The sequence below is a fragment of the Mesorhizobium sp. WSM3860 genome, assembly GCF_002294995.1.
Classification (GTDB): domain Bacteria; phylum Pseudomonadota; class Alphaproteobacteria; order Rhizobiales; family Rhizobiaceae; genus Mesorhizobium.
The window spans coordinates 456265-479623 of record NZ_NSGF01000002.1; the positions used below are offsets into that span (position 1 = coordinate 456265).

23 protein-coding genes are annotated in these 23359 nt (G+C 64.6%); 16 read left to right on the plus strand and 7 right to left on the minus strand.

Translation table 11 applies throughout. The features are described 5' to 3' along the window. Nucleotides 1-219: 219 nt before the first annotated feature. The 4 genes from CK220_RS06140 to CK220_RS06155 all read left to right on the plus strand — a co-directional run bounded on the left by CK220_RS06140 (nt 220) and on the right by CK220_RS06155 (nt 3249). Complete coding sequence (locus tag CK220_RS06140) at nt 220-1014, plus strand: SDR family oxidoreductase (protein ID WP_095810649.1); 795 nt, start codon at nt 220-222, stop codon at nt 1012-1014. A gap of 147 nt (nt 1015-1161) precedes the next feature. Continuing rightward, nucleotides 1162-1434, plus strand: coding sequence for a type II toxin-antitoxin system Phd/YefM family antitoxin (locus CK220_RS06145; protein ID WP_245428989.1), 273 nt, complete (start codon nt 1162-1164; stop codon nt 1432-1434). Beyond that, the gene (locus tag CK220_RS06150) at nt 1431-1853 is read left to right on the plus strand and encodes a type II toxin-antitoxin system VapC family toxin (RefSeq protein WP_095810650.1); all 423 of its coding nucleotides are present in this window, start codon (nt 1431-1433) and stop codon (nt 1851-1853) included. Before CK220_RS06145 ends, CK220_RS06150 begins: the two co-directional genes overlap by 4 nt. A gap of 304 nt (nt 1854-2157) precedes the next feature. Further along, nucleotides 2158-3249, plus strand: coding sequence for a 3-deoxy-7-phosphoheptulonate synthase (locus tag CK220_RS06155; RefSeq protein WP_095810651.1), 1092 nt, complete (start codon nt 2158-2160; stop codon nt 3247-3249). A 22-nt stretch (nt 3250-3271) separates the two neighbouring features. On the opposite strand, the gene CK220_RS06160 is transcribed toward CK220_RS06155, so the two are convergent. Continuing rightward, the gene (locus tag CK220_RS06160) at nt 3272-3907 is read right to left on the minus strand and encodes a LysE family translocator (RefSeq protein ID WP_095810652.1); all 636 of its coding nucleotides are present in this window, start codon (nt 3905-3907) and stop codon (nt 3272-3274) included. Between the two features lie 127 nt (nt 3908-4034). Between CK220_RS06160 and CK220_RS06165 the strand changes: the two genes are divergently transcribed. Continuing rightward, entirely contained in the window at nt 4035-4739 is a 705-nt protein-coding gene (locus CK220_RS06165) for a YafY family protein (protein ID WP_095810653.1), read from the plus strand. 12 nt (nt 4740-4751) lie between these two features. On the opposite strand, the gene CK220_RS06170 is transcribed toward CK220_RS06165, so the two are convergent. After that, complete coding sequence (locus tag CK220_RS06170; protein ID WP_095810654.1) at nt 4752-5861, minus strand: Gfo/Idh/MocA family oxidoreductase; 1110 nt, start codon at nt 5859-5861, stop codon at nt 4752-4754. Between the two features lie 248 nt (nt 5862-6109). On the opposite strand from CK220_RS06170, the gene CK220_RS06175 reads away from it, so the two are divergent. The 6 genes from CK220_RS06175 (at nt 6110) to iolB (ending at nt 13361) form a co-directional block, all read left to right on the plus strand. Then, the gene (locus tag CK220_RS06175; protein ID WP_170950336.1) at nt 6110-6955 is read left to right on the plus strand and encodes a MurR/RpiR family transcriptional regulator; all 846 of its coding nucleotides are present in this window, start codon (nt 6110-6112) and stop codon (nt 6953-6955) included. 155 nt (nt 6956-7110) lie between these two features. Continuing rightward, nucleotides 7111-9045 (plus strand): 5-dehydro-2-deoxygluconokinase, encoded by a 1935-nt coding sequence (iolC, locus tag CK220_RS06180; RefSeq protein ID WP_095810655.1) that lies wholly within the window; start codon nt 7111-7113, stop codon nt 9043-9045. Between the two features lie 20 nt (nt 9046-9065). After that, a complete protein-coding gene (gene iolD, locus CK220_RS06185) occupies nt 9066-10916 on the plus strand; it encodes a 3D-(3,5/4)-trihydroxycyclohexane-1,2-dione acylhydrolase (decyclizing) (protein WP_095810758.1) in 1851 nt (616 codons plus the stop codon). A 171-nt stretch (nt 10917-11087) separates the two neighbouring features. Next, the gene (gene iolE, locus CK220_RS06195) at nt 11088-12002 is read left to right on the plus strand and encodes a myo-inosose-2 dehydratase (protein ID WP_095810657.1); all 915 of its coding nucleotides are present in this window, start codon (nt 11088-11090) and stop codon (nt 12000-12002) included. Between the two features lie 64 nt (nt 12003-12066). Continuing rightward, the gene (locus tag CK220_RS06200; RefSeq protein ID WP_095810759.1) at nt 12067-12279 is read left to right on the plus strand and encodes a DUF3329 domain-containing protein; all 213 of its coding nucleotides are present in this window, start codon (nt 12067-12069) and stop codon (nt 12277-12279) included. 269 nt (nt 12280-12548) lie between these two features. Continuing rightward, a complete protein-coding gene (iolB, locus tag CK220_RS06205) occupies nt 12549-13361 on the plus strand; it encodes a 5-deoxy-glucuronate isomerase (protein WP_095810658.1) in 813 nt (270 codons plus the stop codon). Between the two features lie 112 nt (nt 13362-13473). Here iolB and CK220_RS06210 read toward each other — a convergent pair whose 3' ends face one another. After that, complete coding sequence (locus CK220_RS06210; protein ID WP_095810659.1) at nt 13474-15471, minus strand: PhoX family phosphatase; 1998 nt, start codon at nt 15469-15471, stop codon at nt 13474-13476. Between the two features lie 360 nt (nt 15472-15831). Here CK220_RS06210 and CK220_RS06215 point away from each other — a divergent pair, with 360 nt between their 5' ends. The 4 genes from CK220_RS06215 to CK220_RS06230 all read left to right on the plus strand — a co-directional run bounded on the left by CK220_RS06215 (nt 15832) and on the right by CK220_RS06230 (nt 19044). Then, a complete protein-coding gene (locus CK220_RS06215; RefSeq protein WP_095810760.1) occupies nt 15832-16170 on the plus strand; it encodes a hypothetical protein in 339 nt (112 codons plus the stop codon). A 17-nt stretch (nt 16171-16187) separates the two neighbouring features. Continuing rightward, nucleotides 16188-16889: a phosphatase PAP2 family protein gene (locus tag CK220_RS06220; protein ID WP_095810660.1), complete on the plus strand. Its 702-nt coding sequence runs from the start codon at nt 16188-16190 to the stop codon at nt 16887-16889. A gap of 94 nt (nt 16890-16983) precedes the next feature. Next, nucleotides 16984-17253, plus strand: coding sequence for a helix-turn-helix transcriptional regulator (locus tag CK220_RS06225; RefSeq protein WP_095810661.1), 270 nt, complete (start codon nt 16984-16986; stop codon nt 17251-17253). An 81-nt stretch (nt 17254-17334) separates the two neighbouring features. Continuing rightward, nucleotides 17335-19044, plus strand: a complete 1710-nt coding sequence (locus tag CK220_RS06230; RefSeq protein ID WP_095810662.1) for a SulP family inorganic anion transporter — start codon at nt 17335-17337, stop codon at nt 19042-19044. 14 nt (nt 19045-19058) lie between these two features. On the opposite strand, the gene CK220_RS06235 is transcribed toward CK220_RS06230, so the two are convergent. Continuing rightward, nucleotides 19059-19988: a DMT family transporter gene (locus tag CK220_RS06235; protein WP_095810663.1), complete on the minus strand. Its 930-nt coding sequence runs from the start codon at nt 19986-19988 to the stop codon at nt 19059-19061. A 105-nt stretch (nt 19989-20093) separates the two neighbouring features. Then, a complete protein-coding gene (locus tag CK220_RS06240; protein ID WP_095810664.1) occupies nt 20094-20954 on the minus strand; it encodes an ATP/GTP-binding protein in 861 nt (286 codons plus the stop codon). A 112-nt stretch (nt 20955-21066) separates the two neighbouring features. Between CK220_RS06240 and CK220_RS06245 the strand changes: the two genes are divergently transcribed. Then, complete coding sequence (locus tag CK220_RS06245) at nt 21067-21861, plus strand: helix-turn-helix transcriptional regulator (RefSeq protein ID WP_095810665.1); 795 nt, start codon at nt 21067-21069, stop codon at nt 21859-21861. 4 nt (nt 21862-21865) lie between these two features. On the opposite strand, the gene CK220_RS06250 is transcribed toward CK220_RS06245, so the two are convergent. Both CK220_RS06250 and CK220_RS06255 read right to left on the minus strand, forming a co-directional pair. Then, complete coding sequence (locus CK220_RS06250; protein WP_095810666.1) at nt 21866-22804, minus strand: CHAD domain-containing protein; 939 nt, start codon at nt 22802-22804, stop codon at nt 21866-21868. Next, nucleotides 22801-23274 (minus strand): CYTH domain-containing protein, encoded by a 474-nt coding sequence (locus CK220_RS06255; protein WP_095810667.1) that lies wholly within the window; start codon nt 23272-23274, stop codon nt 22801-22803. The genes CK220_RS06250 and CK220_RS06255 overlap by 4 nt, the downstream gene beginning before the upstream one ends. Between the last annotated feature and the right edge of the window lie 85 nt (nt 23275-23359).

A 23359-nucleotide genomic window follows, 5' to 3' on the forward strand; every position in this document is an offset into this window, starting at 1 on the left:
CGGCGAGCGTTTTGAGGATGGTCAGGTTGTCGGTCTACAGGGCTGGTGATTAGCCGAAACATCCATCACGTCGTCATCCTAGGGTCTTCGCGACGGAGCTTCGCTCCTGCTTCGCCCTCGGATGTCGACGTTGAGGATGGGGCAAGGCACCGAGAAACCGATCGGAACCTCAATGAATCTCAAAAATCCATCGATAATCACAAACACAGGAGCAGAGCGATGAACGGTTTGGCCGGTCGCAATTCGGGAACCCGCGCCATCGTCACCGGCGGCGCGCAGGGCATCGGCTTCGCCGTTGCGGAAGCCTTGGCCGACGAGGGTTGCCGCGCGCTGGCGCTGGTCGGCCGCTCGCAGGAGAAAGGCGACAGGGCGGTCGCAGCGCTCAAGAAGAACGGCGTCGATGCCATCTTCATCAGCGCCGACGTCGCCAAGGTCGCCGACTGCAAGCGCGCCGTCGCAACGGCGCTCGCGCATTTCGGCACCTTGAATGCGCTGGTCAACGCCGCCGCCACTTCTGCCCGCGGCTCGCTGGTCGAGACATCGGAAGAGCTTTTCGATCAGATCTTCGACACCAATGTGCGCGGCCCCTTTTTCCTGATGCAGGGCCTCGTCGCGCATCTCCTGGAGCGCAAGGCGCCGGGCTCGATCGTCAACGTGCTGTCGATGTCGGCGCATGCCGGCCAATCCTTCCTGACGCCCTATTCGACCAGCAAGGGCGCGCTGATGACGCTGACCAAGAATGTCGCCAGCGCCTACCGACGGAACCGCATCCGCTGCAATGCCGTGCTGCCCGGCTGGATGGACACCGAGGGCGAGGCGATCGTGCAGAAGAAGTGGCACGATGCGCCGGACGACTGGCTGGAAAAGGCCGAGGCCGCGCAGCCGATGGGCCAGCTGGTGAAGCCGGCGCAGCTTGCCCGGCTGATCACCTACATGCTGAGCCCGCAGGCCGGCGTCATGACCGGCTCGCTGGTCGATTACGACCAGAACATCGCCGGCGTCGTCGGGGAATAGGGCAACCGAGTAGTCTCGCGTCCAGAACCAGCTCGGCTGTGCGTGCAGGTGTGATTAGCTCGCGCGCCTACCCGGCGTTCGGCCTCTGAAAGCCCTCTGTTGCCGCAGCATCGCTATTCCCATATAGTCAAGATAGTCAGAGTAGTCATGGGGCTGAAAATGCTGCCCAAAGAAGATGCGAGTTGGACGGTCGCAGGGGCAAAAGCCCGGCTCTCGGAGGTTATAGATCGGGCGCAATCGTCGCCGCAGACGATCACCCGAAACGGCAAACCAAGCGTGGTCGTCGTGTCGGCAGAGGAATGGCGGCGGAAGACCGCACGCAAAGGGACACTTGCAGAGTTCCTGCTGGAGTCGCCGCTGCGCGGCTCCGATCTGAACCTCGAGCGTCAACGGGACGAACCGCGTGACCTGCCGCTGTGAGGCTGCTGCTCGATACGAATGTCCTGTCCGAGGTGACAAGGCCGGCGCCGGACGCTCGCGTCTTGGAGTGGCTGGACGGGCTTGACGAGGACCGCTCCTTCATCAGCGTCGTGTCGATCGCCGAGATTCGGCGCGGCGTTGCTCTGATGAATGAGGGCCGTAAACGCGAGGCGCTGGCTGAATGGCTCGCCCGGGACTTGCCGCAGCGCTTCGAACACCGAGTTTTGCCGGTGGACGAGTCGGTTGCCCTGGCTTGGGGTGACCTGATGGGTCTTGCCAAGCGCCGCGGTCGCGGTCTGTCATCCATGGACGGACTGATCGCAGCCACCGCGATTGCGCAGCAGCTCACTTTGGCAACGCACAATACGAAGGATTTCGAAGGCCTTGGGATTGAGCTCTTCGATCCTTGGATCGCATGACCAGAACATTGCGGCTCGAAAGCGCCCAAGGTGCCCCGTCACAGGGAAATGCCTCAATGTACCCATACTGGATACTGAGACAATGCGTAGCCTGAAGAGGCACGTGACAAGCGCCCCGGCATCGACTATATGAGCCGCATGATCCACCTGACCGCCTCGTTTTGGTACTTTTACTACGACAGCTCGCTGGCGGCGGGAGGATTGCGCTCGATCTGAAGATTGCAGCATCTAAATCCGAAAAGCCGCCAGACCTGGCGGCTTTTTCGTTTCAGCCGGCAGGTCTCCTAACCAGGAGCAGAAAGCCGTGTTGACCACCACAGACGACCTTCGGGTCAAGGAACTCAAAGTCCTGAGCACGCCGGACGAGGTGATGCGCGAGATACCGCGCTCGCTGACGGCGACGCGCACCGTTGCCGCTTCGCGCAACGCCATCCATTCCATCCTGACCGGGGCCGACGATCGACTGGTAGTCATCGTCGGCCCTTGTTCCATCCACGATCCGGTCGCCGCCGTGGACTACGCCAGCCGTCTGGCGGCGCTGCGCGAGGCCCTGGCGGACCGGCTCGAGATCGTCATGCGCGTCTATTTCGAGAAGCCGCGCACCACGGTCGGCTGGAAGGGCCTGATCAACGATCCCGACCTCAACGGCAGCTTCAACATCGACAAGGGCTTGCGGATGGCGCGCAACGTGCTGTCGGCCGTCAACAATCTCGGCCTGCCGGCGGCGACCGAGTTCCTCGACATGGCGACGCCGCAATACATCGCCGACCTCGTCGCCTGGGGCGCCATCGGCGCGCGCACGACCGAAAGCCAGATCCACCGCGAGCTGGCGTCGGGCCTCTCTTGCCCGGTCGGTTTCAAGAACGGCACCGACGGCAATCTGAGAATCGCCGGCGAGGCGGTGAAGTCGGCGGCGCAGCCGCATCATTTCATGGCGGTCACCAAAGGCGGCCGCAGCGCGATCGCGGCGACGACCGGCAACGAAGACTGCCATGTCATCCTGCGTGGCGGGGTCGTGCCGAACTACGACGCGGCAAGTGTGGACGCGGCCGCCGCGGAGCTCGGCCGCATCGGCATCGCGCCGCGCCTGATGATCGATGTCAGTCACGCCAACAGCGGCAAGAAGCCGGAGAACCAGCCGAAAGTCGCGCACGACGTGGCGGGCCAGGTCGCAGCGGGCGACGAGCGCATCATCGGAATCATGATCGAGAGCAATCTCGTCGCCGGCCGTCAGGACGTCGTGCCCGGCAAGCCGCTCGTCCACGGCCAGAGCATCACCGACGGCTGTATCGACTGGGCGACCACCGAGACGGTGCTGCACGGTCTTGCCGGCGCGGTCGAGTGGCGCCGGTCGGTGAAGCGCGAACTGCTCGCCACCCGTCAGGGCGCCGCCTGACAACCTTGGCTGAGGGCGGCGTTCACGCCGCCCTCAGCCCTTCCCATGCGGTGAATACCGAGACCGCGAATAGAAGCAGCCCGGCCGCACGGCCGGCAATGACCGTCGCCTGCGGATTGCCGACCAGAAGCGCCCGGCTGCGCCCGGCCGTGATGGCGAGCCCGCCATAGATCCCTGCTTGCGTGGCGACCGTCAGCAGTCCCATGACGGAGGCCTGCATCCAGATCGGACCGTAAGCCGGCTTCAGGAATTGCGGATAGACCGCAAGAATGAAGAGATAGGCCTTGGGATTGATCAGGCAGGTGACCAATCCCTGGCGAAAGGCTTTCCGGGCGGAGCGGCTGCCGGCCGGCCCGTCATCGCCGACGGTAATCGAGCTGCGCATCAGCGAAATTCCGATATAGGCCATATAAGCGGCGCCGGCGATCAGCAGCGGCTTGAACAGGACCGGCACGAAATGCATCAGCAGCCCGACGCCGATCGCCCCGTTCAGCGTATGCACCGCGCCCCCCAGCATGATGCCGCCGGTCGCCGCCAGTCCCCTGTCGCGCCCCCCGGTCAGCGCATTGGCCAGCACGAACAGCATGTCCATGCCGGGAACGGCGATGATGCCGAACAGCAGGATGAAGAAGAGCCAGAGATTTTCCGCATAACTCATGTCAGTTGCCTGTCGCAGCGACCACCAAGGACGCTGAGAAATCTGTTGATTTTCAAAACGGTGCGCGGCCCTATAGGTCACCCCAACTGACGGGGGTGTGTCAGTTGCGTTTCGATCGAGTGAGGAAATGCGCAAGGCCTCGCGCCTGTTCGAAATCATCCAGATACTGCGGCTGGCCAAGAAGCCGGTGACGGCGGCGACGATTGCCGAGCTACTGGAAGTGACGGTACGCTCGGTGTATCGCGATATCGTAGCGCTGCAGGCGATGCGCGTGCCGATCGAGGGCGGTCGCGGCATCGGCTATATCCTGCGTCCTGGCTTCGACCTGCCGCCGCTGATGTTTTCGATCGAGGAGATGGAGGCGATCGTGCTGTCGCTGGCGCTGCTCGAACGCACCGGCGACGATGAGCTCAAACAGGCGGCAAAACGCGTCGGCGCCAAGATCGCCGGCGCCGTGCCGCCGCCCTTGCGCCAGACGCTCGACGCCAACGCTCTTCATGCCTGGGGTTTTGCCGCACCTTCCGCGGCGGCGGTCGATCTGGCGCTGGTGCGCCGCGCCATCCGCGACGAGGAGAAGCTCGACCTTGCCTATCGCGACGAAGCCGGCCGTGCCACGCAGCGTATCGTCCGCCCGATCGCGCTCATCTACTACGCCGAGACGGCCAACATCGTCGCCTGGTGCGAGCTGCGCCAGGCGATCCGCAATTTCCGCAGCGACCGCATCGAGGATTGCCAGCCAACCGGCCTATGGTTCAAAGGCGAAGGCGATCTACTGCGGCAGGTTTGGGTGGACGGTTGGGAGATCAATGCGGCAGCAGCCGCCGGCACCTGAAGGGGAATCGGCTTACCTCACATCCACCCAGCGCTGTTGCTGGAACGATCGCGCCATCGCATGCACGGTGCGCTCGATCTCCAGCCCCTCGTCGAAGTCGATGATCCGCGCCGGTTTGCCGGCGATCCGCATCAGCAGCTCGCGGCATTCGATCATCTTGAGGTCGTTGAAGCCGAGGCCGTGGCCGGGCGCCGGCAGGAACGAATCGTAGGGCTTGTGGTGCGGCGCCACCAGGATCGTGCGGTAGCCCTGCTCGGTCGGCCGGTCGGCGGTCAGATAAAGCTGGAACTCGTTCATCCGCTCCTGGTCGTAGAGGATCGAGCCTTTCGAGCCGAAGATCTGGAGGGCGATACGGCCCTTGCGGCCCCAGGCCGACCGGTTGACCAGCAGCGTGCCGGCGACACCGTTCTCCAGATGCATCAGCACGCTGGCGATATCGTAGGTCTCGACCGCACGGCGGCCGCCGGAGGCGACGCGCCGGTCGGCATAGGGTTTCGCCATGTCGCACATGACGCGGGCGACGCGGCCGAACAGCACCTTGATCAGCGACAGCGGATGCACCGCGAAATCGTCGAGCGCGCCATAACCCGAAGCCGCCTCATGCTTCCAGAAGAACAGCGCCTCGGGATCGGCCATGAAATCCTCGTCCATCTCGATGCGCACGAGATTGACGTCGCCGATGATCTTGTCCTCGAGCAGCGCGCCGATATGGCGGATGGCCGGGTTCTGAATGTAGTTGTAGCCGAGCACCGCGGCCTTGCCGGATTTCGTCGCTGCCTTCGCCATCGCCTCGGCCTCGGCAAAACTGGGCGCCATCGGCTTCTCGCACCACAGATGCTTACCGGCTTCGAGGATGGCGATCGCCATTTCCGGATGGAACTGGTTGGGCGTGGTCAGCGAGACGACGTCGACCTGCGGATCGTTGACGACGGCGCGCCAGTCGCCCGAGCCTCGGGCGAAGCCGAACTCGGCCGCTTTGCGCTTTGCGAGCTCGTCATTGACCTCACCCAGATGCACCAGCCTCGGCTTCTCGACATCGGGAAACACGGTGCCGACCGCATTCCAGGCGATGGCGTGGCACTTGCCCATGAAGCCCGTGCCGATGAGGCCCACTCCGACCATGTCGATGTCTCCGCGCTAGAGCAAATTCCAGGAAAAGTGTGAAGCGGTTTTCCGCCCGGAATTGCGTCAACAAACAGGTAGACTGGTTCCGCGTTTCGCGGGACCGGTCTGGGAAGAATTCGTATGGATGAATTAATCCATTTCAGCCGAGAATGGAACGTCCAAATCATTTTTTATGGTGTTCTTGCGCGAAACCGCTATGATGAGGCAGGAGAGGGAACACCAGCATGGCCGTGGGCGGAGCGACGATGGACGGACGGGTGCCTCGCGATTTCGAGACCTTGCGCACGACGATCCTGGAGCGGCGCACGAGCCTGCCCAAGCGCATCGCGCAGATCGCCGCCTATGCGCTCGACAACCCCGACGACATCGCCTTCGGCACGGCGGCGAGCATCGCGGCTTCCGCCGGCGTCCAGCCCTCGACGCTGATCCGCTTCGCCCAGCAGCTCGGCTTCGACGGTTTCACCAGCCTGCAGCAGGTGTTTCGTGAGCGGCTGCGCGAACGCAATTCCTCCTATGACGAGCGGCTTGCGGCGCTGCGCGCCAAGGCAGAGGAAGGCGCCGGGCACCGGGCGATCTTCGACGGCTTCGTCGCTGCCGCCAGCACCTCGCTCAGCGACATTTCGCGCGCGCTGAACGATGCGCATTTCGAACAGGCGATCACGCTCCTGGCAAAAGCCGAGACAATCTATGTGCTGGCCAAGCGCCGCTCCTATCCGGTCGCCTCCTACATCGCCTATGCGCTGGGCAAGCTCAAGATCCGCAACCAACTGATCGAGTCGGCCGCAGGCTTGAATGCCGAGATGATCGGCTTCGCTACGCCGCGCGACGCCGTGATCGCCATCAGCTTCTCGCCTTACGCGCCTGCGACCATCGAAGAGACGCGCTCGATCGCCGAGCAGGGCGTGCCGATCGTTGCCATCACCGACAGCTCTTTTTCGCCGCTCGCCCAATTCGCCAAGGTCTGGTTCGAGGTGGCCGAATCCGATTTCGGCGGCTTCCGCTCTTTGTCGGCGACGATGGCGCTCGCCATGGCGCTGACCGTCGCCGTCGGCGAGAAGCGGCGAGACGCCGGCCGCAGACGCAAGGCCTGAGCGGCCCCGAACAGGCGTTTTTCCACCCGAGAATGCTCATTCCATATTGACTATAGATTGGAATTATTATTTCATATTGACGGTCTCACGCTGCCGTTTGCGCGTGCTGCCCAAAACGACGCTGCTCTGCACAACAAGGCCGATGGGAGGTTCGAATGGGCGAAGCCGTGGAAGCGAAATATCCGCCGCTCGACGTCATCACGATCGGCCGCGCCTCGGTCGATCTCTACGGCCAGCAAATCGGCTCGCGTCTGGAGGACATCACCTCCTTCGCCAAGTCGGTCGGCGGCTGCCCGGCCAATATTTCCGTCGGCACGGCCAGGCTCGGCCTCCGTTCGGCGCTGCTTACCCGCGTCGGCGACGAGCAGATGGGCCGCTTCATCCGCGAGCAGCTCAGGCGTGAAGGCGTCTCGGTCGACGGGTTGAAGACCGACAAGGAGCGGCTGACGGCGCTGGTGCTGCTTTCCGTCGAGGACGAAGGCGTCTCGCCGATGATCTTCTACCGCTCCGACTGCGCCGACATGGCGCTCGCCGAAGAGGACATCGACGAGGCTTTCATCGCCTCGGCGCGCGCCGTCGTCGTCACCGGCACGCATTTCTCGCGCCCCAACTCGGATGCCGCACAGCGCAAGGCGATCCGTTTGATGAAGGCCAAGGGCGGCAAGGTCGTATTCGACATCGACTACCGCCCGAACCTGTGGGGGCTCGCCGGCCATGCCGAAGGCTTCGAGCGCTACGTCAAGTCGGATCGAGTCTCGGCGCAGTTGAAGACGGTGCTGCCGGATTGCGATCTCATCGTCGGCACCGAAGAGGAGATCATGATCGCGTCGGGCGCCGACGATTGTCTGAGCGCGCTGAAGACGATCCGCGCGCTGTCGGCCGCCACCATCGTGCTCAAGCGCGGCGCCAAGGGCTGCATCGTCTATGACGGGCCGATCAGCGACGACCTCGAGGACGGCATCGTCGGCAAGGGCTTTCCGATCGAGATCTACAACGTGCTCGGAGCCGGCGACGCCTTCATGTCAGGCTTCCTGCGTGGCTGGCTCGGCGGCGAAAGCTTTGCCATGGCGGCGACCTGGGCCAATGCCTGCGGCGCCTTCGCCGTGTCGCGCCTGCTCTGCGCGCCGGAATATCCGACCTTCGAGGAACTGCAGTTCTTCTTGAAGCACGGCAGCAAGCATCTGGCGCTGCGCAAGGACGAGGCGATCAACCACATCCACTGGGCGACGACGCGCCGGCGCGACGTTCCCTCGCTGATGGCACTGGCCTGTGACCATCGAATCCAGCTCGAGGACGTCGCCGCCAAGGCTGGTGCCGATGTCGCGCGCATCGAGGATTTCAAGGTGCTGACGGTCAAGGCGGCTGCCAGGGTCGCCGCCGGCCGCGCCGGCTACGGCATGCTGCTCGACGAGAAATATGGCCGCGACGCGATGTTCGAATTCGCCCGCCACCCCTTCGCCTGGCTTGGCCGCCCGGTCGAGCTGCCCGGATCGCGGCCGCTGCGCTTCGAGTTCTCGCAGGACATCGGCTCGCAGCTGATCGACTGGCCGGTCGAGCACTGCATCAAATGCCTTTGCTTCTACCACCCGGACGACCCTGAGGCGCTGAAGCTGGAACAGCAGCAGAAGCTGCGCAGCCTGTTCGAGGCCGCGCGCAAGGTCGGCCGCGAATTGCTGGTCGAGATCATCGCCGGCAAGCACGGCAAGCTCGACGACACCACCATCCCGCGCGCGCTGGAGGAACTCTATGCGCTAGGCATCAAGCCCGACTGGTGGAAGCTCGAGCCGCAGGCTTCGGCCAATGCCTGGGCTAGGATCGAACAGGTGATCGTCAGGAACGATCCATGGTGCCGCGGTGTCGTGCTGCTCGGCCTGGAGGCTCCACAGGACGAGCTGGAAGCCGCCTTTGCCGCCACCGCCAACGCGCCAATCGTCAAGGGCTTCGCCGTCGGTCGCACCATCTTCATCAACGCCGCCGAACAATGGCTGGCCGGCAAGATGTCGGATGAAGAGGCGGTCGTCGATATGGCGTCCCGCTTCGAGCAGCTGACCGAGGCATGGCTTGCCGCGCGCGGCCGCAAGGCGGCATAAGGACAGCGGAGGAAAACAAGATGAGCAAGACAATTCGCCTGACGATGGCGCAGGCGGTAACCCGCTTCCTGTCGCGCCAGATCACCGAGATCGAGGGCAAAAAGGCGCCGATCTTCGGCGGCGTCTGGGCGATCTTCGGCCATGGCAATGTCGCCGGCATCGGCGAGGCGCTCTATCAGGTGCGCGACGAGCTGCCGACCTTCCGCGCCCATAACGAGCAGGCGATGGCGCATGCCGCGATCGCTTACGGCAAGGCGAATTTCCGCCGCCGCTTCATGGCCGCCACCACCTCGATCGGCCCCGGCGCGCTCAACATGGTGACGGCTGCGGCGCTCGCCCACGTCAATCGCCTGCCGGTGCTGCTGCTGCCCGGCGATGTCTTCGCCAACCGCTTGCCCGACCCGGTGCTGCAGCAGGCCGAAGATTTCTCCGACGGCACGGCGAGCGTCAACGACTGCTTCCGCCCCGTCTCGCGCTATTTCGACCGCATCACGCGGCCGGAGCAGATCATCCCGGCGCTCAACCGCGCCATGCAGGTGCTGACCGATCCGGCCGAATGCGGCCCGGTCACGCTTTCGCTCTGCCAGGACGTGCAGGCGGAGGCCTATGATTATCCGGAAAGCCTGTTTGCCGAGCGCGTCTGGATGCCGCGCCGGCTGCGCCCGGACCGCAACGAGCTAGCCGCCGCCGTCGCGGCGCTGAAGGGGGCGAAGAAGCCGCTGGTGATTGCCGGCGGCGGCGTCCTCTATTCGCAGGCTTCCGGAGAGCTGGCCAAGCTGGTGCAAGGCGCCGGCATTCCGGTCTGCGAAACGCAAGGCGGCAAATCCTCGCTGCCCGACGATCATCCGCTCAACATGGCAGCGGTCGGCGTCACCGGCACATCGGCGGCCAACCGGCTGGCGGAAGAGGCCGATGTGGTTCTTGCCGTCGGCACAAGGCTGCAGGATTTCACCACCGGTTCCTGGGCGCTGTTCAAGAATGCCGGCAAGACGATCATCGGGCTCAACACGCAGGTCTTCGATGCCGGCAAGCACTGGGCGCTGCCACTGGTCGCCGACGCGGCCGAGGGGCTCTCCGAGCTTTCCGCCGCGCTGAAAGGCTGGAAGGCGCCAAGCGCCTGGACCGACAATGCGCTGAAGGGCAAGAAGGACTGGCAGGCCGCAGCCGCCAAGGTGACGGCATCGACTAATGCCGCCTATCCCTCGGACGCGCAGGTGATCGGCGCCGTGCAGCGCGCCATGGGTTCGGGCGTCACGCTGTTGCATGCCGCCGGCGGGCTGCCGGGCGAATTGCACAAGCTCTGGCAAGCGGGCGCGCCAGGGTCCTACCATGCCGAATACGGCTTCTCGACCATGGGCTACGAGATCGCTGGAGGCCTCGGCGTCAAGATGGCCAAGCCTGATCAGGAGGTCGTCGTCATGGTCGGGGACGGCTCCTATCTGATGCTCAACTCCGAGATCGCCACCTCGGTGATGCTGGGTTTGAAACTCACCATCGTGCTGCTCGACAACCGCGGCTATGGCTGCATCAACCGGCTGCAGATGGCGACCGGCGGCGCCAACTTCAACAATCTTTTGAAGGACGCTCGCCACGAGGTGGTGCCCGACGTCGACTTCGCCGCCCATGCGGCAAGTCTCGGCGCGGTCGCCGAGAAAGTGGCCTCGATCGCGGAGCTGGAGACGGCGTTCGCCAGGGCGAAGGGCAACGACAAGACCACCGTGCTGGTCATCGACACCGATCCGCTGGTGTCGACCGAGGCCGGCGGCCACTGGTGGGACGTCGCCGTGCCGGAGGTCTCGTCGCGTCGCGAAGTCAACGCCGCGCGGAAGGCGTATGAGGAGAAAAAGCTCATGCAGAGCTTGGGTGATTAGAGCTGGCGCCGCCCCTCACCCTTACCCTCTCCCCGTGAAGAACAGGGAGAGGGGGTCGCCAGCGCCGGAGCTTGTCCCTTCTCCCCGTCCTTCACGGGGAGAAGGTGCCGGCAGGCGGATGAGGGCAGGGCCGACGAGCGAAAATTGAACGATTGAAGCTGGAGTGACGACTTGAAAGCCAAACTGGGCATGTCCCCCATTGCGTGGTGGAACGACGATCTCGTGGAATTGAGCGATGACGTGTCGCTGGAGGAATGCCTGCGTCAGTCACGCTCGGCCGGCTTCACCGGCATGGAGATGGGCCGCCGCTTCCCCAACGACCCGAAGGTGATGCTGCCGATCCTGAAGGAGGCCGACGTCACGCTCTGCGGCGGCTGGTTCTCCGGCACGCTGGTCAATGAGGACATCTCTCGGAACAAGGATCGCATCCAGCCGATGATCGACCTGTTCAAGGCGGTCAACGCGCCCTGCATCGTCTATGGCGAGGTCGGCCACTCCATCCAGGGCGACCGCTCCAAGCCTCTTGCCACCAAGCCAAAGCTTTCCGGCGACGAGATGAAGGCCTATGGCCGCCGCGTCACCGAATTCGGCGAATGGTGCGCCGACCAGGGTATGCAGCTCTCCTACCATCATCACATGGCGGCAGTGGTCGAGACCCAGCCGGAACTCGATTCCTTCATGCGCCATTCCGGCGAAGGCATCCCGCTGCTGCTCGATGCCGGCCATCTCGCCTTTGCCGGCGGCGATGTGCTGCGCGCCATCGACAACCATCACAAGCGCATCAACCACGTCCATGTAAAGGATGTTCGCATGGACGTGATCGACAGGCTCGACCGCACGAAACAGTCCTTCCTCGATGCCGTCGCGCTCGGCGCCTTCACCGTGCCGGGCGACGGCTCGCTCGATTTCGGCGCCATCGTCCAGCGCTTCGCCGACTACGGCTATGAAGGCTGGTTCGTGGTCGAGGCCGAGCAGGATCCGAAGAAGAACCCGCCGCTGAAGATGGCTGAGGTCGGCCACAAGGAGCTGATGCGGGTGATGACGGCCGCCGGCTATACGGTCGAGACGCAGGGCTTCCCGGCCTAAACGGTGGATTTGGCCTGGCGCTCGATCTATCTGATGCGCGTTGGGCAAATCCTGGATTGGCGCGATGAAAGACTATGAGCACCCCTTCTTCCGGCCGCTGTGGCGGCGCATTGCCGTCGTGGCCGTCTGCCTCGTCTGGTCGGTGATCGAATTCGCCTCCGGCACGCCGTTCTGGGGCGTCATCGCGCTGGGCTTCGCCGGTTACGCGGTGTGGCAGTTCTTCTACCTCTACAAGCCGGCCGAGGAGCCCAAGCCTCCGGCCGAGCCGAAGGAATGACGGCCATGGCGAAAACGCTTTTGTGGATCGGACGCAGCGAGCGTCGCGGATCGCATGCATTGGCGGTTGGCCGGAACGCCCCTCGCTTCGTCATCCTAGGGTCTTCGCGACGGAGCTTCGCTCCTGCTTCGCCCTAGGATGACGAAGTTGAGAGGCCTCGGCCAATCTCCAAGGTTTCGCGACGGTCCATCGACGCGCGTGAAATCTTGGCTGCCAACCGCCTGCGACTTGTCAAAGTCAAAGCGTCGAGGAACTAGGAGAGACAACAAATGTCGAAACTGCTCGTCAAGGCCGACAAGGGCCACGGCTGCGTCGCCCATGTCACGCCCAAAAGCGCCGGCTGGACCTATGTCGGCTTCGATCTTCATCGGCTCAAGCCCGGCGACACGGCGGCCGGCAAGACGGCCGAGCGCGAGGTCTGCCTGGTCTTCGTCACCGGCAAGGGCAAGGCTGCGGCCGGCGGCAAGGATCTCGGCCTGCTCGGCGAGCGCATGTCGCCCTTCGAAGGCAAGCCCTGGTCGGTCTATGTGCCGCAAGGCTCCGATTGGTCGGTGACCGCCGACACCGAGCTGGAGCTTGCCGTCTGCTCGGCGCCGGGCCTCGGCGGCAGCCTGCCCGCTCGCGTCATTGCGCCCGACGATCTCGGTCAGGAAGTGCGCGGCAAGGGCACCAACACCCGCTACGTCACCAACATTCTGCCCGAGGGCAAGCCGGCCGACTCGCTGCTGGTGGTCGAGGTCATCACGCCCGGCGGCCACACCTCCAGCTATCCGCCGCACAAACATGACCAGGACAATCTGCCGGCCGAGTCCTATCTCGAGGAGACCTATTACCACCGCCTCAACCCGCCGCAGGGTTTCGCGTTCCAGCGCGTCTACACCGACGCCGACAGGAATGGCGTGCGCGATCTGGACGAGGCGATGGCGATCGAGGATGGCGACGTCGTGCTGGTGCCGAAGGGCTACCACCCCTGTGCGGCCTGCCACGGCTATGATCTCTATTACCTCAACGTCATGGCCGGCCCGAAGCGGACGTGGAAATTCCACAACGCCGCCGAGCATGAGTGGCTGATGAAAGCCTGAGATTTTTCATAGCGCTCAACCTGCAGTTCGGGAAAATCGCATGGAATAATTGCAAGGTGAGGGAGGGTCGCGGATCACCGCAACCCTTCCCCTGCTTAGGCGAAGCCGCCTATCAGACCGCGATCTTGCCGCCACCCTGCTTGGTGATGGCGACCACCGCCGGACGCACCGGCATGTCCGGCTTGAAGTCCGGCCAGCGGGTCGACGGGTCCTCATAATAGGAGGGGCGACCAAAGGCTTCCCAGTCCTCGCCGCCGTCGCCCGGATGCTGGACCGCGACGAAGGCGGTCTGGTCGTCCGGCGCGAACAGCGGGCCGCACATTTCGGCGCCGATCGGCACGCGGAAGAACAGCTTTGAGGTCGCTCGCGCCGCGCCCTCGGTGTCGACCGCCCACAGGCCGTCGGTGCGGCCGGTGGCCTTCGGGCCCTGGCCGTCGGTTGCGACCCACAGCCGGCCCGCGGAATCGACGGCGCAATTGTCCGGCATGCCGAACCAGCCATTGGCCGTGGTGGCGGTCGAGAAGGTGGCGCCGACATCGGCCACCGAGGGATCGCCGCATTTCAGGAGCACTTCCCACTTGCCCTTCGTGGCAACGAAATCGCCGCCGTCCTCGACGATCTCGATGATGTGGCCGAAGGCGTTCGCCGCGCGCGGATTGGCGGCGTCGACCTGCTCGGCCTTGCGCTTCGAATTGTTGGTCAGCATGACATAGACCTTGCCGTTGCCGGCATTGGGCTGGATGTCTTCCGGTCGATCCATCTTGGTTGCGCCGAGCAGGTCGGCGGCGCGACGCGTCTCGATCAGAACGTCGGCCTGACCGGAGAAACCGTTTTCCGCCGTCAGCGGACCTTCGCCGAATACGATCGGCATCCATTCGACCGAGCCGTCCTCGGCGAATTTGGCGACAGAGAGCGTGCCCTCGTCGAGCAGGTTCATGTTGGCGGCGCGGTCGTTCGGATTGAACGTAGCCTTTGTGACGAATTTATAGACATAGTCGAAGCGCTCGTCGTCGCCGAGATAGAAGACGACGCGGCCATCCTTGGCGACGATCGACTCGGCGCCCTCATGCTTGAAGCGACCCATGGCGGTTCGCTTCCTCGGCACCGAATTCGGGTCGTTGACGTCGACCTCGACGATCCAGCCGAAGCGGTTGGGCTCGTTCGGTTCCTTGGAGAGGTTGAAGCGATCGTAATGCGCGCCCCATTCATAGGCGCCCTCCGGAATGCCGAGGCGCTTGTAGTTGGCGGCCTCCTTGTGGCCTTCCGGCAGCTCGCCCGAGAAATAGCCGTGGATGTTCTCCTCGGCCATCACATAGGTGCCCCAGGGCGTGACGCCGCCGGCGCAGTTGTTGAGAGTGCCGATGACCTTGGTGCCGGACGGGTCGGCATTGGTCTTGAGGCGATCATGGCCGGCCGCGGGGCCGGACAGCGCCATCTCGGTGGTGGACATGATGCGGCGGTTGAGCTTGCCGTCGCGCACCACCTGCCATTTGCCCCTCTCCTTGCGAATCTCGACGATGCTGCCGCCGTGCGCCGCCATCTCCACATCGACCTGCTCCTTGCTGAGCGGCGCCACCTCGGCGGCCTTCTTGCCGTCCTTGTCGACGATCTTGACCATGCCGGGGAACATCAGATGGGGGGTGGTGTATTCGTGGTTGACGACCAGCAGGCCATGCTCGGCCGAGCCGTCGATCGCGATATAGCCGATATAGTCGTTGTTGTAGCCGAACTGTCTTGCCTGGGCTTCGGCCGATTGTTTTGCCGGGTCGAATTCCGGCGAATCGGCGAAGAGCGGGTCGCCCCAGCGCAACAGCACGTCGGCATCGTAGCCCGGCGCGACGTGGTGCTTGTCGTCGATGCCGGCGTCGAGCTCGTCGAATTTGAAGGCCGAGGCCTCGGCGGCGCGCGCCTCGTCTGCCGCGACGAGCGCCAGCGGGCTCACGGTGGCGGCGATGGCCGAGACGGCGAGCGAACCCTTGAGTAAGTCGCGGCGCGAGAACCGCGCGGCGATGATCTCGCCCATCGTGCGGTTGTCGGTAGGATTGACGGGCGGGCCGTCATTCTCCTCGAGCTGGCTGGTACGGAAGCGGATCTCAGGGGATTGGGTCATGGGCTGTCCTCTGGCTCTTGAGGTGGCTGGAACGAGTAACCGGTCGATCCCTATAGGCGGCCGATCACACTTTCGTGACAACAGGCCCATTAAACAATGCCATTTTGCCGGCTGATGACTGTTCGCCTCCGGCCGCGCCCGCATTGACGCCAATCAAGGGGCACAACAACACGGCGAGCAGGTTCCCGAGCGGCCTCGGCACAAGGGCGCCAACCATAGCTGCGGGGCTTGCTTTGCGTGATCTCGCCTTCGATCCCGTCGCAGCGTAGCTTGCCCGACGCGATCAGCTTGACGGCTTCGCGCGCTTCGGAAACAAAAGCGGCGAGCGGCGCGGCGAAGGCCGCTTCAGGAGGGATGGACGTGAGTCTCTGGGGACTGGCGCAGCTTGGCGTTTCGACTGTGATCTTCCTGCTGGCCGCGATGGCGGCCAAACAATGGGGACTGGCGCCGAGTCTCGGCAAGATCGTGCTGACGCTGGCGCTCTACTCCGCCGGCAATCTGATCATGCTCAGGCTGATCCGCGAATTCGGCATGTCGGTGTCGTTCAGCCTGTCGGCAGTGATCCAGCTGGTGTCGGTGAATGTCGTGGCGCTGGTCTTCTTTGGAGAGCGCCTCAACGCGTTGCAAGCGACAGGCGTCGCGCTGGCGATCGCCGCCGTCGCGCTGATCACGCTCGGACCCTATATGCAGCGGCTGTAGTTGGACCCAGGCTCCGCATGAAATCGACCGCCAAGTCGCTGCTCAACAGAATCGAGTTCCCGGTGCTTGTGGCCGGGCTGGCCATTGCCTGCGGGCTATGGGCCCTGGTGGAACTCATGGGCGTGGCGCGCGGCACGACTCCGCATGCCCTCGACACGGAAATCCTGCTCGCCTTCCGCCATGCCGGGCAGCCGGACAGCCCGGTCGGTCCGCTTTGGCTGCAAGGCGCGGTGCGCGATATCACCGCGCTCGGCAGCACCAGCGTGCTGGTGCTGATCACGACTGCGGTGATCGTCTATTTTCTGCTGATGCGCCGACCGACGACCGCGCTGTTCGTGTTCGTTTCGGTGGCGGGCGGCCAGGCGGCGTCCAGCCTGCTCAAGTTCGAGGTCGACCGGCCGCGGCCCGATCTCGTGTCGCACCTCGTCAACGAGACATCGCTCTCCTTTCCGAGCGGCCACGCGATGCTGTCGGCGGTGACCTATCTCACGCTGGGCTCGCTCGCCGCGCGCTTCCTGCCGAACCGCAGGACGAAGATCTTCGTGCTCGGCCTCGCCGTGCTCATCACGGTGCTGGTCGGAACCAGCCGCGTCTATCTCGGCGTGCATTGGCCGTCCGACGTGCTTGCCGGCTGGTGCGCCGGCTTTGCCTGGGCCATGTTGTGCTGGCTTGCAGCGCGCCTGCTGCAGCGGCGCAAAGTGGTGGCGGACAGCGAATGATTGCTAATGTTTCAACTGTTTATTATGATGCTTGAAACATCATCATATTGGCATTATCCATTGATACTGCAGACTCAGACAGGGGTTCTGGCCGATGATCACTGCCGCGCAGATGCGCGCCGCTAGGGCGTTGGCCGGTATCGACCAGAAAACGCTCGCCGAGCGCGCCGGGGTTTCGCTTCCGACCATCCAACGCATGGAAGCGAGTGAAGGTGTCGTCAGAGGCGTGGTCGACACGCTGATGAAGGTCATCCAGGCACTCGACGAGGCCGGGGTGGAGCTGATCGGCGAGAACCAGGCCAGCGAGCGCGGCGGCAGGGGCGTGCGCCTCAAGCCTGCCTCGCCGCAGAACTCCCAAGGCTGAGCCGCACAAGAAGTCGCGACGGCGACCGCCGACAGCCCTGCCGACGATCCCGCCGCCCTTACGGAGCGGAAGAGGCAGTCCATGGATCAGGTCCGGCGGTCAATCCACCCCCAGGCGGGGCCGTCCTTTGCCGAGCTGTTCACGCCCAAGCTGGTCACGGTGCTGCGCGAAGGCTACACGCTGGCGCATTTCAGGGCCGACGCCGTCGCCGGGTTGACGGTCGCCATCGTCGCGCTGCCGTTGTCCATGGCGATCGCCATCGCGTCCGGCGTGACGCCGGAGCGAGGCCTCTACACCTCGATCGTTGGCGGCTTCATCATCTCCGCGCTTGGCGGCAGCCGCTTCCAGATCGGCGGCCCGGCCGGCGCCTTCATCGTGCTGGTAGCGGCGACGGTGGCGCGCGTCGGCGTCGAGGGGCTCCTGCTCGCAACGATGATGGCCGGCGTCTTCCTGCTCGCCATCGGCTATCTCAGGCTCGGCACCTATATCAAGTTCGTTCCCTATCCCGTGACCGTCGGCTTCACCGCCGGCATTGCGGTCATCATCTTCTCCGGGCAGATCGTCGAACTGCTCGGACTGAAACTCGCCGGCAAGGAGCCCGGGCCGCTGGTGCCGAAGTTGACCGCGATCGGCGAGGCGATCGGCACGATCAGTCCGGCCGCGACCTTCGTGGCGGGGCTGACGGTCCTTACTATTGTCTTACTGCGGCGCTGGCGGCCGAGATGGCCCGCGATGCTGATCGCCATCGGCATCGCCTCGCTGGTCGTGGGGCTGTTCGCCTTGCCTGCGGAAACGATCGGCACGCGCTATGGCGGCATCCCGCGGAGCCTGCAATGGCCAGCCCTGCCGCTGGTCAGCTTCGACAGGATGATCGACGTGCTGCCGGACGCGATCGCTTTCGCGCTGCTCGGAGCGATAGAGTCGCTGCTCTCGGCCGTGGTCGCCGACGGTATGAGCGGAAGGCGGCACCGCTCCAATTGCGAATTGGTGGCGCAAGGCTTCGCCAACATCGCGTCGGCCTTGTTCGGCGGCATATGTGCCACCGGCACGATCGCTCGCACGGCCACCAATGTGAGGGCCGGCGCGCATGGCCCAGTCTCCGGCATGCTGCATTCGGCGATCCTGCTTGTCCTGATGCTGGCGGCGGCGCCCTTGGCCAGCTACATCCCGCTCGCCGCATTGGCCGGCGTACTCGCCATCGTGTGCTGGAACATGTTCGAGAAACAGGCCTTCGCCACGCTGCTCAGAGCCTCGCGTGGCGACGCGCTGGTGCTGATGGCGACGTTCCTGATCGTCATCTTCCGCGATCTGACGGAAGGCATCGTCGTCGGCTTCGCGCTTGGGTCGATCCTGTTCGTCGATCGCATGGCCAAGTCCATCGCCGTCGAGGCCGATCTGCCGCTGGTGCCGGAGGACGTCGCCGATCGCGCCGCCACTTATGATTCGAGCCAGGCGGCCGACGCCGATACCGTCATCTATCGAATCTCCGGGGCCTTCTTCTTCGGTGCCGCCTCGACCGTCGGTGCCGTGCTCGACCGCATTGCAGACCAGCGCAAGAATTTCATCCTCGATTGCTCGGCGGTGCCGTTCCTCGACTCCACGGCGGCAAACGTCATCGAGGGCGCCGCGCGCAAGGCCGGACAAGCCGGCGTGCGCTTCATCATCGCGGGTGCCGCGCCGCAGACGAGGCGCTTGCTGATCAACCACGGCCTCAAGCGGCCGCTGGTCACCTATGCCGCCTCGATTGGCGACGCGCGGGCGCAGCTGAGAGGAAAAGTGCAGACCGCGTAGAGCGACATGTCCTCTCAAACTACCGCTTCGATCGGCTCGGCAAGTTTTGGATTGGCGCGCGCGGCGATCAGGCAGCCGGCGACGATCAGGCAAGCCCCGGTCAGCGTGGTCCAGGCTACCTCCTCGCCGAAGAAGAACCAGCCGAGCGCGATCGCCCAGATGAAGGCCGAGTATTCCGTCGGGATGAGATATTGCGCTTCGGCGCGGGCGTAGGCCCAACTCATCAGGAATTGCCCGGCAAGCGACAGCATCGCCACCCCGACGAGGTGAAGCCACAGGTCTCTCGGCAGCGCGACGGCGAGCCACGGCGCGGCGAGACCAAGGATGACTGCGATGCAGAGGTTCTGGAACAGCAAGATCTCGACCGGCTTGGCCACCAGCGCCTGCCGCCGCGCGAGGATCAGATTGTAGCCGTAGAACACCGTCGATACCAGCACCGCGGCCGTGCCCAGCAGGGCATCTTGCGAACGGCTTGCGGCCCCAAACTGGCCGGCCAGAATGATCGCGACGCCGGCGATGCCGGCCAGCGACGCCCACACAGCCTGGCGCTTTATACGTTCGCCCAACAATAGTGCGGCGAGGAGCAGCGCAAACAGGGGCGCGACAAAGCTGAGCCCGATCGCCTCGGCGAGCGGCAATCTGGCGAGACCCCAAAAGAACGAAACCAGGACGATGCCGACGACCGCGGCGCGCAGCGCATGCAGCCCCAGCACCGGAAGAGCCGGCTTCGAGCGCGGCCCCGCCGACCAGGCCGCGCCGGCGATCAAGGTCGATACCATGCTGCGCCACAGCACTGTGTTGTACACACCGACCGCGATGACCAGGGACTTCATCGCCGCGTCCATCCCGGACAAGAGGAAGATCGCCAGGGCGCATACGAGCACTGGGATCATCGGTGAAACGGCGGCGCCGGTCAGGCTGGATGTCTTCACGGCTGGGCTCATGTGACGGGTTGCAGCCGGATATCCCGGAGCGACCGGCTGAACCAGATGGCAGCCCCCGTCGATATGGCGGTCCAGCCCCGATCGACCTCGTTGCCGAAATGGTCCTCAGTCGATCTTCAGCGCCGCGACCCCTCCTTCGTTCATCAGCGGAACATAGATGGTCGAGTTGCCGTCGGTGCCGATATCGGCGCTGCCCGGCTTGAAAGTGGCGATCGCTTCCGGCGCGCCGCCGCCCTTGTAGCGGTAGAGGGTCCCGGTCATATAGGCGGTGGCAAAGATTGTGTCGCCGATAGCGACGACTCCGTCGAGGTCGGCAAAGTTTTGCGCGCCCGGCAGCGGCGTCACCTTCTTGCTGGCGAGGTCGACGGCCAGCAGGCCGCCCGGCGCCGCCGTGCTGAAATCGGGCTTGATGCCCTTGCCCCAGGACGCGACGATCAGCCGGTCGCCATCGGCGAAGACGCCATTGGGCGAGGCGAGCAGCGCATCCTTGATGAACATCTCCGGCCTGTCGCTGTCGATACGGTAGATCGTGTCGGCGAGCATGTCGGTGACATAGACCTCGCCCGAGGCATCGGCGGTCATGTCGTTGAGGAAGACGGCGCCGGGCACATCGATGGTCGAGACCAGCTTGCCGCTGGCGAGGTCGACGACGCGGACCTTGGTGATGTCGGCGGCGTAGAGCTTGCCGCCGGCGATCGCCATGCCCTTGGGCGCGTCCATGCCGTCCACCCAATGGCGGCTGATGACCTTGCCGTCCAGCGACAGCAGCGACAAATAGCCGTTGCCGTCGACTTCGCCGGGATTGCCGACGATGTTGGAGACGACGATGCGCTTGTTGGCGGCATCGACCAGCGTCGATTCCGGCTGCTCGAAGCCGCCGGCGCGCCAGATCTCGCCGGCCTGGGCGGCGGAAGCCGTTGCGATGCCGGCGATGGCGAGAAAGGTCGAAGCGATGAGGGTTTTCATGATTCTCTCCTGTGATGATGATCGAGAGCTAGGCTTTTCGATACTTTCCCGGAAGCCAGTTCGAGCGTAGTATCGAGGAGTGATACGAATTCGCGCAAACGAGGTGCATTTCATGAACGGCCCGATCTTCGAGGCGCTGAAACGGACATTGAAGGCCAAGGGCCTGACCTACCGGGCGCTGGCCGAGCGCATGGGCGTTTCCGAGCCGACGGTGAAGCGCATCTTCCATGAGCGCAACTGCAAGCTCGATCGGCTGATGGAGATCTGCGCCGCTGCGAACGTGGAACTGGAGAATGTGCTAGGCTCGATGAATCGGGGACCGGGACCGGCCAACCATGTCGCGCCGGAGATCGAGCGCAAGCTGGCCGCGCGGCCGGCGCTGCTCTTCGTCTTCATCATGCTGTCCGAAAAATTCACGCCCGAAGGCATCATGCGCTCACAGGGTCTCAGCGAAGCCTCGATGTTCCTTTATCTGCGCGACCTGGAAGAGCTTGGGCTGGTGGCGCTCGGGCGCGGCCTGTCGGCAAGATTGCTGGTCGAGACGCCGATCCAGTGGGATTTCGAGGGCCCGCTGCGGCCGCACTTCGAGACAACCAACAAGAATTTTGTCGGCTGGGCGATAACCCATCTGGAACGGGAAGCGACCTTTGTCAGCTTCTCGCGGCGTATGCGGCCGGAAACGGCGGAGATGGTGCGGCGCGAGGCGGAGGACCTGGCAGAGCGCGTCAGGCTGCTTGCGCATCACGACCAGCACACCACGCCGGAAGACCAGCTCATCGGCTACAAATGGACCTTTGCCTTCGGCGCGACGCCGTTTCCGGCGATCATGCCGATCGGGCCGCATCCGCGCGATGCCGGCGCGCGGACGAATGGCGGGTCGAAAGCAAGGCGGGCGCTGCCGGCGTAGGGCGTCAGGCCGCGGCCGAGCCTGCTTCCTCAGGCGGCGGCGCGAGGTCGTCGCGCGCCTTGCGCGCGAGCTTTCTGGCCGAGCGGTTGGGGCTGTCGCCGAACAGTTCGGCGGCATCGGCGAGACAGGTCTTGCCGAGGCTTTTTTCCGAACGCTTCAACAGCTTGCGCAGAAGCTTGGTGTCTTCGGGCGAACCGAGCGGCTCGCCATCGGCGGCGAGCAGCGCGCGCATGACGAAGACGTCATGCAGTTCGCCCAGCCGTTCGCCAAGCTTGTCGACCGCCTTGCGGCGCGCCTTGATCGGCGCCGGCCACAAGCGACCGAGCAGCGACAGATGCATCGAATGCGTCTTGGCCGCCTTGCGCAGGTCGTGAAAGTCATCGGCCTCGCCGCGCGAGCTCGCCTTATCCAGCGCCTTTTTCGCCCGCCGCAAGGTGGCGCGGGCGCCTTCGGCCAGTATGTCGGCCGCCTGCTCGGGCTGATCGGGCAGGGACAGCCTGTCGATACGCTCCAGCCCTTCCCGGCAGGCAGCGACCGCCGCGTTTATGGCGGCGTCGAGACCGGGACCGGCATGGAGCTCATGCTGACGCAGCACCAGCCTTTCGCGGACGGGATCGAGCCCGCCGGCCGCGGTCTCATCCGGAAAGGCGGAGGTCAGACGGTCGATGGTCTCGATGAGAGCGGTCGCCTCGCGCGGGCCGGCAAGCAGCGCCGACACCTGCTTGTAGCATTCGTTCTCGGTCTGGCAAAACGGTTCGTCACCGGAACGAACCAGGCGCAGCAAGGCACGCACGCACTTAAGCCGCTTACGGCACTTGTGCAGCCCCTGCTCCGGCTTGTCGCGCGCCGTCTCGAGTTGGCCAAGCACCTTGCCGATCTCGTCGGCCAATATGCGCCTGACCTCGCCGGTCAGCGGCAAGCGCGGATCGATGCGAAAGCTCATGCGGCTATCTCCGGAATCCCCCCGAGGGCCAGCGACGCGTTGTAAAACCTCGACTCGCCGGTGACCTCGCGACCGAGCCAGTCGGGCAGCATTTCGTCAGGTACGTCCTCCGGCGTCTCCAGCTCCGCGACCACCAGCCCCGAGAGCACTCCGCCGAACACATCGACTTCATAGAGATAGCCGCGGTGCCTAACATGGTGACGTGTCTTCTCGATGACACGCCCGATCGCGAAGCCCATCAATTCCTCGGCCTCGGCAAGCGGGATGGGATATTCGAATTCGTCCCGCTCGCGCGCCTTGTTGCCGAACTTCAGCGTCAGCTTGGCGGAGCCTCCGTCGCTGATGCGTACGCGAACCGTGCGTCCGGGTTGCGCGGCGACGTAGAACTGGCGAATGCGGATATGCGCCTCGACCAGGCTGCGCCAGGCGGGATCAGCGACCAGGAACTTGCGCTCGACTTCCTTGCCCATGGCCGCGCACTAAAGCCCGCGCGCAAGAAGATGGCAAGCCGAGTTCGGATTCAACTTGACTTTAATCAATCGATTGATTAAATGC